Source organism: Intestinimonas massiliensis (ex Afouda et al. 2020) (assembly GCF_001244995.1).
GTDB lineage: Bacteria > Bacillota > Clostridia > Oscillospirales > Oscillospiraceae > Intestinimonas > Intestinimonas massiliensis.
In genome coordinates this window covers 1029133-1042656 of the sequence record NZ_LN869529.1, presented here as the reverse complement: position 1 = coordinate 1042656, position 13524 = coordinate 1029133, and the positions used below count along the sequence as shown (strand labels likewise).

13 protein-coding genes and 1 tRNA gene are annotated in these 13524 nt (G+C 51.0%); 4 read left to right on the top strand and 10 right to left on the bottom strand.

The genetic code is table 11. The annotated features are described in order from the left end of the window. Positions 1-21: 21 nt before the first annotated feature. Positions 22-98: transfer RNA gene (locus tag BN2154_RS09025), tRNA-Pro, on the top strand. A gap of 60 nt (positions 99-158) precedes the next feature. Here the strand turns inward: BN2154_RS09025 and BN2154_RS09020 are convergent. From BN2154_RS09020 to BN2154_RS08970, 10 genes are all read right to left on the bottom strand, one after another. After that, positions 159-572, bottom strand: a complete 414-nt coding sequence (locus tag BN2154_RS09020; protein ID WP_050618477.1) for a recombinase family protein — start codon at positions 570-572, stop codon at positions 159-161. Further along, the gene (locus BN2154_RS09015; RefSeq protein ID WP_154666661.1) at positions 572-3052 is read right to left on the bottom strand and encodes a recombinase family protein; all 2481 of its coding nucleotides are present in this window, start codon (positions 3050-3052) and stop codon (positions 572-574) included. The genes BN2154_RS09020 and BN2154_RS09015 overlap by 1 nt, the downstream gene beginning before the upstream one ends. 77 nt (positions 3053-3129) lie before the next feature. Then, on the bottom strand, positions 3130-3525 hold the full coding sequence (locus BN2154_RS09010) for a recombinase family protein (protein ID WP_050618475.1): 396 nt from the start codon (positions 3523-3525) through the stop codon (positions 3130-3132). Continuing rightward, positions 3522-5129: a recombinase family protein gene (locus tag BN2154_RS09005; RefSeq protein ID WP_050618474.1), complete on the bottom strand. Its 1608-nt coding sequence runs from the start codon at positions 5127-5129 to the stop codon at positions 3522-3524. The genes BN2154_RS09010 and BN2154_RS09005 overlap by 4 nt, the downstream gene beginning before the upstream one ends. Then, positions 5130-6836, bottom strand: coding sequence for a recombinase family protein (locus BN2154_RS09000; RefSeq protein ID WP_050618473.1), 1707 nt, complete (start codon positions 6834-6836; stop codon positions 5130-5132). Positions 6837-6851: 15 nt separating this feature from the next. After that, positions 6852-8486, bottom strand: coding sequence for a recombinase family protein (locus BN2154_RS08995; RefSeq protein ID WP_050618472.1), 1635 nt, complete (start codon positions 8484-8486; stop codon positions 6852-6854). Positions 8487-8699: 213 nt separating this feature from the next. Continuing rightward, positions 8700-8942 carry a DUF6870 family protein gene (locus BN2154_RS08990; RefSeq protein WP_015564534.1) on the bottom strand — a complete coding sequence of 81 codons (243 nt, stop codon included), beginning with the start codon at positions 8940-8942 and terminating at the stop codon, positions 8700-8702. A 511-nt stretch (positions 8943-9453) separates the two neighbouring features. Beyond that, positions 9454-9870 carry a hypothetical protein gene (locus BN2154_RS08985; protein WP_242853728.1) on the bottom strand — a complete coding sequence of 139 codons (417 nt, stop codon included), beginning with the start codon at positions 9868-9870 and terminating at the stop codon, positions 9454-9456. 516 nt (positions 9871-10386) lie between these two features. Then, the gene (locus tag BN2154_RS08975; protein ID WP_008816141.1) at positions 10387-11115 is read right to left on the bottom strand and encodes an ImmA/IrrE family metallo-endopeptidase; all 729 of its coding nucleotides are present in this window, start codon (positions 11113-11115) and stop codon (positions 10387-10389) included. Further along, positions 11112-11438 (bottom strand): hypothetical protein, encoded by a 327-nt coding sequence (locus BN2154_RS08970; protein ID WP_050619593.1) that lies wholly within the window; start codon positions 11436-11438, stop codon positions 11112-11114. The genes BN2154_RS08975 and BN2154_RS08970 overlap by 4 nt, the downstream gene beginning before the upstream one ends. A gap of 203 nt (positions 11439-11641) precedes the next feature. On the opposite strand from BN2154_RS08970, the gene BN2154_RS08965 reads away from it, so the two are divergent. The 3 genes from BN2154_RS08965 (at position 11642) to BN2154_RS08955 (ending at position 13524) form a co-directional block, all read left to right on the top strand. Then, a complete protein-coding gene (locus BN2154_RS08965) occupies positions 11642-12070 on the top strand; it encodes a helix-turn-helix domain-containing protein (RefSeq protein WP_005934745.1) in 429 nt (142 codons plus the stop codon). A gap of 140 nt (positions 12071-12210) precedes the next feature. Then, positions 12211-12675 carry an ImmA/IrrE family metallo-endopeptidase gene (locus BN2154_RS08960; RefSeq protein WP_223385148.1) on the top strand — a complete coding sequence of 155 codons (465 nt, stop codon included), beginning with the start codon at positions 12211-12213 and terminating at the stop codon, positions 12673-12675. Between the two features lie 24 nt (positions 12676-12699). Next, positions 12700-13524: a hypothetical protein gene (locus tag BN2154_RS08955; RefSeq protein WP_050618470.1), complete on the top strand. Its 825-nt coding sequence runs from the start codon at positions 12700-12702 to the stop codon at positions 13522-13524.

Sequence of the window (13524 nt, the reverse complement as noted above, 5' to 3'; positions counted from 1 at the left end):
AATACATTGGTAACGTTGTTTCGGGGTGTGGCGAAGTTTGGTATCGCGCTTGGTTCGGGACCAAGAGGCCGCGGGTTCAAGTCCCGCCACTCCGACCATGTCGAATGTTCATAACGACACTGAACATTCGGGAGATAGGAGCAATCGAAAGATTGCTCCTATTTTCTTTTTTTACGGCGTTGGCTGGCATAGGCTTTGTAAAGGCTCTCCATGATTGGCGATACAAGCGGCTCACCGGGGTGTCTCGCTGAAAGAACGGCCACGCCCTCACGCTTGACACTATCGCCCCAGCGTAGCACTTGCCACATATCACGGCCCAATCGTGAAAAGTCTGTTACCAACACCGCACCAACACCCCCGGCCCGTATGGCGGCCTCCATTTGGCGAAAACCGGGGCGGTCGAGGGTCAAGCCGCTTGCGCCGTTGTCGGTGTAATATGTAAGGTCGGTATGACCCAGCGAATGGGCATATTGCGTAAGCTGGGCCTTTTGTGCGTCAATGCAGAGCTGGCTTTCATGGGCTACACGGCAGTACAGGGCTACTCTCACGGGCTTATTCTTATTCACCGTCATCACCCGGCCTTTCGGGGAATGTACTCAACCGCCACCCCTTGCCTTGTGTCAAGGGTGACGCTTGCGGGCAAGGCGGCAACTTCCGGCGTGTCAAGGGTGCCGATGAAATTGTAATAGATGTCAAGCCGCTGGGTACGGCCTTTTCCCACACCCTCGGCTTGATGAACGACGATTTTTTCCACCAGCTCGTTTAGAATAGTCGGCGTTAGCTCCTCAATATTGGTGTACTTCTTGACAGTCCGTAGAAAGGTGGCGGCGCTGTCCTTGCTCCGCTGCTCCTCGTCGATCTCCGCTTGCAGAGCGGAGATTTTCTTTTTAAGAGCAAGCTGTTCATCGTCATACCGTTTGGTAATCATCATATACCGCTCGTCGGATAGCTTGCCGCTGGCATTGTCCTCGTAGGTCTTAGAGAACAGGGCATCCAGTTCGTTACTTCGGGCCAACATGGCCCGAAGTTCCTGCCCCCGGCGTTTACTCTCCTTGACGGCCTCCTGCATGGATTTAGACATCAGCAGCTTTACAAAGTCCTCCTCCTTGTCCTGCAAAAAGGCAGTCATGCGGCGCAGCTCCAAAAGCATGACCTGTTCCAGCGCATCGGCCCGAATATAATGGGTGTCGTTGCACGTTCCCCGGTTGCCCCGGTAGTTGGAGCAGTTGAAGTATTGGATTTCCGTGTGCGGGTGGTTGACGTTGAAATGCAACTTACGCCCACAGCCAGCGCAGAACAGCAACCCCGAAAACATATTCTTTTCAACTTTCTTGGGTTGACGCCGCTTGTTCCCTTGCCGGGTGCGCTGTACCATTTCCCACGTTTGACGGTCAATAATTGCCTCGTGGACACCCTCAAAAATCATTTGATTTTCCTCGGGGTTCTCAAAGCGTCGCTTGTCTTTGAATGACTTAGAGTAGGTTTTGAAGTTCACCACATCGCCCATGTACTCACGGGCGTTGAGAATTTTGTTGATGGTGGTCTTGCACCAGTAATAGGGGCTATCCTTGTATGCGCCGCCCTTTTTTCCGCTCCTGCGGATACCTTTACTTCTCCAATACTCCGTGGGGGTTAGAATTTTCTGCTTTTCCAAATGGTCGGCAATGCGGTACTCGCTCATGCCGTCGATACACAGCTTATAGATATATCGCACCACTTGGGCGGCCTCCTCGTCCACAATCCACCGCCGGGGGTTCTCCGGGTCTTTGATGTATCCATACATCGGCTGGGAAAGCGGAACGCCTGTGTTTCCACGCAACCGATGGGAACTGCGTATCTTGCGGGATATATCTCTGGCGTACCACTCATTCATAATATTACGGAATGGTGCAAACTCATTTTCCCCCTCGGCGCTGTCCACGCCATCGTTGACAGCGATAAAGCGCACATCATGTTCTGGGAAAAACTTGTCTGTATACATTCCAACCTGCAAATAGTCCCGGCCCAACCGTGACATATCCAGTTCCTTGTCCCGGGCCAACAGTCCGTCCAGCTCCCGTTTCTTGCGTACCCGGTCATTTTCCGCTACCTTTGCCGAGCGACCTACCATCGCTTTGATGAAGTCATTTTCGTATTCGTTAGCGAAGCAGGCCAGCCGGTGGATCTCGTAGAGCACGACCTGCTCCAAGAAGTCCGGCCGGATATAGTGGGTAGACGAGCATTTACGGAGCCCGGAATTGTGGTTCTTACAGCTAAAGAATTTGATGTCGTGGTTGCCCTGGTTAAAATGGAAATTCAGATTGCCGCCACACTCCGGGCATTTCAGATAGCCGCAAAAGGCGCTGGACTCCTGCGTAACGGTGGGACGCTTGCGCCGTGTCCCGGCCTTTAACGCCTGTACCTTTTCCCAAGTTGGCCGGTCAATGATAGGCTCATGGACATTGAGGAAGATCGCCCGGTTTTCCTCCGGGTTTTCAATCCGGCGCTTCATTTTATAGGATTTGGAATAGCTTTTGAAGTTGATGACATCGCCGCAATATTCTTGGGTGGTCAAGATTTTCTTGATCGTGGTGTGTCCCCATTTTGTGGGCTCCACGGTGCTTTTAGAGCCTCCCCTGCTTGTACTCCTGCTGTGCCAATAGTAGGTCGGGTTGACAATCCCATCCGCACCGAGGGCAGCGGCAGTTTCAGCCAGCCCATACCCGTCCAGCGCCATGCGGTAGATACAGCGCACCACCTCGGCAGCCTCCGGGTCAATCACCCAAAACCGGGGATCGTCCGGGTTCTTTATGTAGCCGTAGGGCGGCGGAGAAAGCGGAATCCCGGCGTTGCCTTTCATCTTATTGACGATGCGGCGCTTCTTGGAAATGTCTTTGGCGTAGTATTCATTCATAATGTTCTTGAACGGGGTAAAATCATCTTCGCCTTCGTCGCTGTCCACGCCATCGGACACCGCCACCAGCCGCACATCATGGAGCGGGAGAAATTCCTCGGTGAGCTTGCCCACCTCAATGTAGTTCCGGCCCAGCCGGGAGAGGTCTTCTTGTGTCAAGTAGGGACTAAAAAAATTTTGAGAATTTACAAGCCGTTCATAGGTGGACAACCACCCGTGAACGGCTTGCGTTTTCTCTACGCTCTTGTGCCGTTCTTTGTGCGACGCTTCTTATACGCCGCCGCAAATGCCTCCAACATCGGAGTGACCGGAAGCTCGTTGTCAGGCTTGGACAGATACTCGAACCGGATGCCGTTCTCCCGGAACTTTCGCTCAAACCTCATGAAAGAGGAAGTGTCCCGGCTGATTCGCGAGGTGTCGCGGGTGAGGATCGTACCGATGTCCTGACGCTTGGCTTCGTTCAGCAGGAAGTTCATGATACCTTCCGTATGGACGCCGGAGATGCCGTCTGCCGCCACAGCAGCAGCCACCTCATAGCCTTTGTCCTTCGCATAGCGTTCCAGCTCTTCCCGCTGGTCTGCTGCCGCAAGCTGATCCGCACAGGCAACGCGGATATAAAGAAATACTTTCATTTGGCTTCTCCTTCTGATGTAGTGAGGAAGTCCTTGAACTTCCAGACGATTTCTATGTTGTCAAGATCGTAAATGTAGACCGCAGAAATGAATGCGTGGGTCAGCTCATAGGTCAGAGCTTTGCAGTCGCCGTACTGTTCGCAGACCGCATCCAGCTTTTCATCTGAACAGGCGGTCTCGGAGTCAAGCTCCTTCATCCGCTCGTGACTGCGCTGGATTGCTCCATCGTTTTCAGCAATCTTCACATCCGCTGCCGCTTTCTGCTGAATGTACGCCTCCTTCGTGATGCTTCCGGCTGCATACTTCTCGTAGAGCCTCAGCTTGGACGCCTTGTTCTGCTCGTTCTGCTTTTGCAGAGTGCGGATTTTATCAGCACATTCCTTGATGGCAGATTTCCGCAGATCACCGACTTCGCGGTTCTGTATTGCTTCCTTCTGTGCCAAAGCAAGAAACTGAGTAAGGGCATGGAAGACAACCTTCTCAATATCCATTTCCGGAAAGCTCCTGCCAACCGGACAGTCTGTGTTTCCGTTGTTGACCGAGTGAATGCACTGGAAGTATCGAATGCCAGCCTTGTTCTTTCGGCGTGTCATAGCACGTTTACAGTTACCGCATCGGACGAGTCCCTTGAGCGGATAGTCATGCTGCTTGCGCGTGGGATTCCGTCCTCCGCCTCGAATGACCTTCTGAGCAAGCTCAAAGTCTTCCTTGCTGATAATAGCTTCATGCGTTCCTTCTACGATAATCGGCTCATTGACAACACGCTTTTTTGAGCCGACACCGCAGGACTTCATTTTGCGGCTGACCAGTGTTCCGGTGTAAACAAGGTTTTTGAGGATGTTATAGACCATCACGGTTTCCCAACTGATTTTCTCGCTCATGTTACTGAACTTCTTCTTGTCGGGATGCTTGCTCTTGAAGTATTGCCCCGGCGTCGGGATGCCGTCATCATTCAGGCTGCGGGCGATCTGAGAGGTGTTGCTGCCTTCCAGCGCCTCGCGGAAAATACGACGGATCACATCAGCCGCCTCCGGGTCTACGGCAAGTTTGTTCCGAATGGTGGGATGCAGGACGTAGCCGTATGGGGCGTAGCCACCGACATACTTGCCCTGCTTCATCATCTGGATTTTTGCCGATGTGGTCTTTACGGAAAGGTCTTTGCTGTATGCGGCGTAGATGATGCTGCGCATAACCACTTCCAGACCGCCCGTTGTGCCTTTGTAATCGTCACTGTCATAGCCGTCGTTGATGGAAATAAAGCGGACGCCCATGAATGGAAAAGTGCATTCCAGATAGTTTCCCGTTTCAATGTAGTCACGAGAAAAGCGGGAAAAGTCTTTGACGCAGATCAGGTTAATCTCGCCGCGCTTGACCTTCTCCATCATCTGCGTGAACTGAGGACGGTGAAAGTTCGTGCCGGTATAACCGTCATCCGCAAACTCAGACCGCTGACAGTGAGACAGCTCCGGATGATTGTCAAGAAAGCGATTGATGAGCATACGTTGGTTGCCGATGCTGTCACTTTCCGCCTTGCTGCCATAGCCGGAATCTTCATCAGCCATTGAGAGGCGGATGTAGATGCCGATGTTGTATTCCTTGCTCATTTACATCGCCTCCTGTACTTCCTTGATACTCTGAACGGTCAGAGCGTAAATATCGCCGTATTTCATGACCAGCTCGATTGAGCCGTCCTCATGGACTTTCACAAGCTCTACGGACTCGTCAACCAACTCCTGAGAGAGCATCGTTGCACCGCTGACGGATTTCATCAGCGTTAGCCACTTGTTGTCCTCGGACATTGCCTCGGCAAACTTTACCTTCCGCTGAACCGCTTCATCCAACCGCCGTGAAAGATCGACATACTGCTCATCGTAGGCTTTCTTGGCAAAGGCGTATTCCTCTTCATCGAGAATGCCTTCCGTGAAGTCCTCATAGAGCCGAGTACGCTTCTTGGAGATGCCGCTGAGTTTCAGATTCAGGCTTGTGATGAGCGCATTCTGCTGATCGCGGATGCTGCGTTCGCCTTCGCTGTTTCTCAGCTTGGCAAGCAGCTTGTCGTAATTGAGAGCCGCCTTGACTTGAAGCTGGATCGCCGCAAGCACATCGGCTTCGAGCTTGTCCTGCCGCGTATAGTGTGGCGTACAGAGATTGCCGCGCTTGACGGATGAACTGCACTCATAGAAGGCGTACCATGCGCCGTCCTTGTGCTTGTCAACGCGCTTGCGATGGAAATAGAGCTTCCTGCCGCAGTCTGCGCAGACGATTTTGTCTTCAAAGAGATTGATCAACGTAGCGCGGATTTCTTCCGTGCGCTCCATCTTCTCAACCCTTGTCCTTGCAGCAGCGTTCCGCATTTCTCGTACCTTCTGGAAGTCCTCACGGGAGATAATCGCTTCGTGAGTATTGGGAAAAACAATCCATTCCTCGCGGTCGATATGCTGATTTTTGACGCCCTTGTAGATAGCGTTCAGCGTCCGTCCGAGAACGGTATCTCCGACGTAGTGGGGATTATCCAGAATGGTAGTGAGTGAAGACTTGTTCCAAATCTTTTTCGCCGTAGCATTGCCTGTGCGGACGCCAACCTGATACTTCTGAAACTCCGGATTGGGCGCGTTCATTGCATCAAGCCGATCTGCAATCGCAGGAAGGGACAGCCCTTCAATCTTCCATTGGAAAATCTTCCGGACAATCGGTGCGGTTTCCTCATCGAAGACCATATTGCTGTGTTCTTCATCCCAGCGATAACCATACGGGAGATTGCGCTTCTTGAACTCTCCACTTTCCATCTGTGCCTTGAGCGCAGTAGAAACCTTGCGGGAGATGTCCTTCGAGTAGAGGGTGTTGATCATGTTTTGCAGAGGGATGATGAGGCTTTCGCCGGAGCCGTCCGCATCAAAGTTATCGTAGTTTTCCTTGATGGCGATAAACCGAAGCCCGATCTGCGGAAAGACCCGTTCCAGATAGGTTCCTGCCTCAATGTAATCTCGCCCGAACCGGCTGAGATCACGAACCACAAGGCACTTGATTCTGCCGGTGCGGATGTCGTTCATCAGACGGTTGAACTCCGGTCTATCAAAAACCGTACCCGTTCGTCCGTTGTCCACATAGGTATCTATCAGATTCAGGTAGGGACGCTCTGCAATGTAGGACTTGCAAATCTCAATCTGATTTGCGATGACATCAACCTTTTCAGACTTGCCGCTGTTTTCAACGGAAAGACGGGCATAGATGGCTGTTGAGAAGACCTCGGAAGAAACAGACTCGATAACCGGCTCTTCGACTGCAATTTGCTTTCTGCTTTTTCTTGCCATTTGCTCATCCCTCCTTTATACGGCAATATCCAGTTCATCGGCATAGCCGAGAACGTATTCAATCGTCTGCTGGTATTCGTCCCTGTATTTGAAGACAATTTCGATTGCATGGTTTTCGTGAATCAGAATGCGGTCAACAAGGGACATCAGCACACGGCGGTTCAGTTCTTCGACGTTTTCATACTGTTTGAAAAGCGTTACCCAGTTCCGTTCGGTCGTGCCGGTTGTCACCGTCTGCTTCATTTCTTTTTTGACCCGCAGAAGTGCCTCCTGTTTGTCCTCAATGATTTTGGTGTAGCTGCTGCGGAACTCGAAGTATTCCGATTTATCAATGACGCCGCCGATGAAGTTCTCGTAAAGCCCCAGCTTGAGCTTTTGGTACCGTTCAATCTCTTCCTTGATTTTGGCGATCTGAGCTTCGTAATTGAAAGCCTTACGGCTCTGAGACGGAAGCCGTTCTATCATCGCAAGCGCGTGTTCCAGATTGATGACAAGCTCGATCTGGTCATGAATGGCACGGAAGACCTTCTCTTCAACCTCTTTTGCGGCGATGCTGTGCGGGCTGCACGTCCGGGTGTGCTTATTGGTGGAGCAGACGTAGTAGATATACTTTTTCGTCTTCGACGGGACGGTCTTGCGGATCATTGGCTGCTGACAGTCTCCGCAGAACAGGAAGCCGGAAAACAGATGCGCTTCGTCCTGATCGGGCGAACAGCGCATATCCCGCTGCATCATGACCTTGACTGCCATGAAGTCCTCGTAGGACACAAGAGCTTCATGCGCATTTTCTACCTTGACCCACTCGGATTCATCCTTGCTTTTCACAACGCGGACTTTGTAGTTGGGAGTGCCGCGCTTGCCTTGCGCCAGAACGCCGATATAAACCTCGTTGGTGAGAATACGCTGGACGGCTTTGTATGTCCATTTTGCGGTATCGCCGGTTTTGAAGACGGTATCAAACTTCACACCGGCGGAATGCTTGTATTCCATTGGGGACAGAACGCCCATCTGGTTCAGACGCTTTGCAATGCGCCCAATGGAGAAGCCGTCCTTGTACATGGAAAAGATCATCTGCACATATTCGCTGACCGCTTCATCCACGATGAGCTGGTTTTTGTTCTCCGGCGATTTCATGTAGCCGTAAGGGGCGAACGAACCGACGAACTCACCGCTCTTCTGCTTGACTTCCAGACTGCTTCGGATTTTCATGGAGATGTCCTTGCAGTAAGAATCGTTAATCAGGTTTTTGAACGGGATAACAAAGGAGTCGGACTGCGGATCACCGGTCAGACTGTCATACGCATCATTGATTGCGATGAAGCGAATGCCAAGCTGCGGGAAAATCTTTTCAATGTAGCGCCCGCCGTCGATGTAGTTTCTTGAGAAGCGGCTGAGATCCTTGACCACGATGCAGTCAAGCGCACCCTTGCGGATTGCCTCTTCCAGCTTTTTGAACTGAGGACGATTGAAGGAAACGCCGCTGTAACCGTCATCCACAAACGGCTCACAGACCAGCTCCAAATCCTCATGCCTTGCAATGTAGTCCTCGCAGATGGCTCTCTGGCTGGCGATGGAGTTGCTTTCAACTTTGTCTCCATCCTCACGGGACAGACGGCAGTAGATCGCCGTGCGGTAAACCTTATCTGGCATAAAAATAACCTCCGTTTTTCTGTTTGGTGTGGTACATCAAATCAGAAAGACGAAGGCTTGCTTCAACTCTTATAAGAGGAACACGAAAACGCCACATGACCATCAAGGCAAGCGGCTTAATCCGTATTCTTCTTTTTTTGACCGATTTTATTATACCACAGGCTCAATCGCTTGTCCATAGAACCGGGTGAAAAGATTCAGACTGTTCATAAATCAAAGACCTCTCAGATAGTGTTCCAGACAATCTTCCATTGTTGTGTCCGTCGCGGCGAAGGTGATTTTCACCACAGTTTTCCCGTCCAGATAACAGTAGGGATTTCTGATCTGCTTGATGAACTCCCTCAGCCTGACCTCTTGCGGTGCCGCAGGATCAAGCCGGATGCTGCTTCTTTGAACGAGTGTGTTACGGTCAACCGTTTTCGGGCTGACATTTTTCATTGTTTCTATGCCCATCATATTCTAAGCACCTCCTGTTTCGTGAAAATGTTCAGGACAAAAGGATATGGCAGAGCATCTTGTGAAGATACCCTGCCACATAGTTTTCATCCTGAAACTATATAGTAAGTTTCTTTTGGGTTTGTTTCATTGTCCGGCATATTTGCAGCTCGCGCCCCTGCCAGAAGAACTATGCAGTTCTGGGAATGCTGCGGACTACCAATGGTCAATCGGTATCATGGGACTCTCACCCCTCCGAGGATCGCTCCGAGCCGCCCATTCAAAGAAAAGACGGAAGTATCATTATACCCGGCATCTGCATCGTCGCAAGCAGCCGCACCACACGACTGTTATAGCTCTCCGGAGGTCGCTCACTCCCTTTCGGGAGGTCTTGGCGTCGGAAGCTGTGTTGCTTCGCAGAAGCGGAAAGATCCGCAGCACTGAACTATTCAGTTTTCAAGGAGCAGTGAAGTGGTCTGATTGACCCTTTCACTTTACAACGGACATCTTTTTGCCGTTTGTTGAGTACCGCTCAAAAAATTTTTTGAAATTTTTTCTGCACCGCTGCTTTGAGGTCAAATGCAGCTCTGATGCCAATGCCTTTCCTCCGGGCAAACTCTCGAAGAGTCAGTCCTTCACGGGTCATCGCAAGATACAATTCGCGCTGCTTCTCGGTCAGAATGGAAAGAAGCTCCTTCTCTTTGAGGGCGGTGATCAGTTCCTCCATGCAGTCGCGGGAGTCTGCCAGCCATGCAGCGGACTTCACATCGTCCTCCGGCATAGCGTCGAGAGACAGTACAGAATCAGAAGACTTTTCTGCACTGTCCTCATCCTCGGAGGTGCTGTCAGAGCCATACGAGCGCCTGATCCGCTTTTCCTCTGCGCGAAGGATTCTCATAACCTTGCGGTCAACCTCGGAAACTTCGCCGGTTCGTTTCACGCGCACCATGCACTTGCCGTCCTCCGTAGTCCAGAGGTCGTAATCGAACGCGATAGGGGTCTTAGGGATTTTCATTGTTCATCCTTTCCGCTGCGCGGGAGCAGCGGGAAGGGTGAAGACAGAAAAAGAGCCGCATGACGGTGAGGTTTGAATCCCATGCCGATAAAACAGAGTAATTACACTCTGTCTCATGCGGCATTAGGATGACTTCACCTATCAGGCGGCTCCACAGCTCAGCTATGACATATATTTTATTTTAGAACAGAGGCTTGTCCTCCGGTTCTTACTTGGTACGCGGGCGCAGTCTTCTCATGTTCAGCACATCAAAGACTGTGATCCGCCCGCATTTCTTGCACTTGGATTCTACATGACCCCTCGTGTCCTCGTAGACAGCAATGGCATTATGCTGACAATAGGGACATTTCAGGTATCGGGGCTTCTGCTGGGAAATGGCAACTCTTGCCCTGCGGATTTTTTCGATCAGCTCCGGCGTCGGTTCCTGAACCCGAATAGATGCTCTCTTCATTACCACACCTCCAATGGGTCAACATACTCACTGAATGGACGATCTACCATGTAGCCGAGCTGACGAAGACGGATAGACGCCGTTGTCTTGGAGACACCGAACAACCGGCAGAAAAGGCGCAGCGTTAAGTGATCACCATACGAATACCTCCCCTCGTAATTGATCAGCGGCGTTTCTGCAAACCGACGCATTGCCAGGTCAACCTCTTTTTGAGGAAGCAGGATCGCCGCGCCCAAGACATTTGCTTGCCACTCGTTCCAGTCCTCGCGGGTTTTCAGCTCTCGCGGCGTATAGGCTGTCCGTGCGGAATATTTCATTTCGCAGGACGCCTTTACCTCTTCCGATTCCAGTTGGAAGAGAATCTGATGGGCGCACTCGTGGGCAAGGGTAAATCTGCGCTTGGCGCAGAGCCGCTGCACGTTGCCGGATCGAATGAAGCTCTCGTCCAAGATGACCTGATTACGCTTCAAAGCCAGTGTGCGCGTAATACCAAGTTCCGTGATCTTGTACTCAGTGTCGGCATAGGCAGTGACACCGCAGATGCTTCCGTCCGGCGAGAGACGGGCGAATGATACGCGAAGACCGAGATAGTTCTTTGCAAACTGATCAATGGGTGTTGGCAAAGCTGATCGGTCGGGCTTGTCCGCCTCATCCCCGAAAAAGAACCGGTTGAAGTCCTTCGTTGTTGATGCTGCAATTTCTTCAAGTTGGCGCTGGGATAAAATCATGAGCAGTTGTCCTCCTTTGCTTCGACGAACCACTTGTCTCCTTCGTGGAAAAGAAATGACTCCTTTCCGCGAATCTGAACTGTGTAACGGATGCCTCCGCCCCCAACCTTTTTGGATGTAGCGCGGCATTTGTATAGAATCTGGTCGATTTGAAAGATTACACCGTTGTCCCACCAGATGAGGCGAGGGAGGATTGCCCCCTCCTTGTCCACATCCAGCGTAACCGGGACGTATGCTTTTCTGTACTGTGTAGCCATTTCTGTTTTTCTCACTCCTGTTCCCTCATACCGGTGTATGTCGGTACGGATGATCTTCGGCAGCATAAATGCCTGTCCATTTGAACTGCTCAAAAGATGTAACTTTTTCGTGTACAACTACTCATGCCCCTTGACAGGATGAGCAATTCAGGATATACTATGAGTAGTTGGATTGCTCAGTCATTATTATACGCACTTCAAGTGCCTTTGTCAATAGACTTGCGCAATTTGATGTCGCAAACTTTTTGTGAACAGGAGTGATTACCAAAATGACGTTTGGAGAGAAATTCAAGGCTGAACGGGAGAAGCGGAAGCTGACCCAGCAGGAAGTAGCCGATGCACTGGGAATCAACAGGCGTATGATTACCCGGTACGAGAACGGCATTTCCTTTCCCCGTACCAAGGACGCTTACAGAAAAATCGCGGAATACTTCAAGGTGGATGTGAACTATCTGCTGACCGAGGACGAAGAGTTTGTGGTTCAGGCATCCGAGCAGTACGGCTCTCGTGGCATGAAACAGGCAAAGGACCTGATTGAAGGGATGTCCGGCTTGTTTGCGGGCGGTACGCTGTCTGAGCAGGACAAGGATGCTGTGATGAAGGCGTTGCAGGATATATATTGGGAATCCAAAGCCCGGAATGTTGAGAAATACACGCCGAAGAAATACAAGAAGACCGGTACGGACGCAGAGGAATAACTGTCTGCGTCTCGGTTTCTTGACGGATTTACTTTGACTGTTTTCAACATGAAAGGGGTGAAGGTCCCGTGATAATTCGCTCCGAGGAAATATACAAAAAGGCGAACAGCATTGTCAAAAGCTGTGGAACAAGAGATACCTTGAAGATTGCCCGTGAGCTGGGCATTCATCTCCATTTTCTTGACAATCTGAACGATCTGCTCGGAATGTACACCTACCGCCATAAAGAGCGGCATATTCTTCTGAACTCCAACATGGAGTATCTGATCATGCAAATGGTTTGCGGTCACGAGATCGGGCATGATACCTTTCACCGTGATCTTGCCAAAGGAAACGAACCGCTCCCGGAGTTCGTGCTGTTCGATATGCGCACAAAACACGAATATGAGGCGAATGCGTTTGCCTCCCACCTGATCATTGACGATGATGAGCTGATTGACCTGATGAAGCAGGACTACGATGTGGTGCAGCTCTCGGCTGCAATGGGGACAAACATCAACCTGATGCTGATCAAGCTCAACGAACTGAACCGCATGGGCTGGCAGCTCAACTTGCCTTATGTACCGCACTCTGACTTCCTGAAAAATGTCAGACCGGAGGGGTGAATGAGGATGAAGGATAGTAATTAGATGAACAGCGACGACTATAAAGAAGCCATTTTCTATGCCGCTTCCATCTTTAACGAACGCTTGGGGGCAGAGTTCAGTGAGGACAACCTTGTACTGCGCTGCTTTCAGACGGAAAACCAGCAGGAAGTCTTTGAGCAGTTCTGCAAGCAGTATTTCCCTGACCGTCTTGAAGACCGATATACAGAGGACGGCTATTTTGACTTTCACGCCTCTGCATTCGTCGGCACAGGAGACGGCGCGGACGGAATCCTTCTGCGCACAGACATAGCGCGTCATCCGGCAGAGTTGAAGCACATTCTTCTGCATGAGCTGGCGCATATCTTCTGCACCCGCAACGAGATTGACGGAGATAATTTCTTTGAGCGATACTGCATGGACGATACCATCAGCCGCGAAGAGGACGGAACTATTAACGCCGGTTATGCGGTCTGGCGGGAACTGATTGCGGAGCTGATTGCATTTGAGCTGGATGACAACTGCGATGTAGTTCCGCTTCGACGCAAGAAAGACCTACTCAGCTATTACGAAGGAGAACTCCTGACCGGCAACGGAAAAATGGGCGTCAGCATGATTCTCTGTGAGGCAATGACCAGTGCTGAGGGCGAAGCGTCTATGACATGGGACGCTGCCAAAAGCAAGTTTACGCGGTTCAAGCCCTTTGATGATCCACTATACAGGGACTTGCTGGGTCTGGTTTTTACACACGTTAGAGAATGCTTTATCGAGATTGACCGCGACTTTATCTATGAAATTGGAGTTTTGTATCTGAGCATTGCCGCACAAGCGATGATTGCGTCCCTAAAGAACAGATTTCAGGAAGAATAG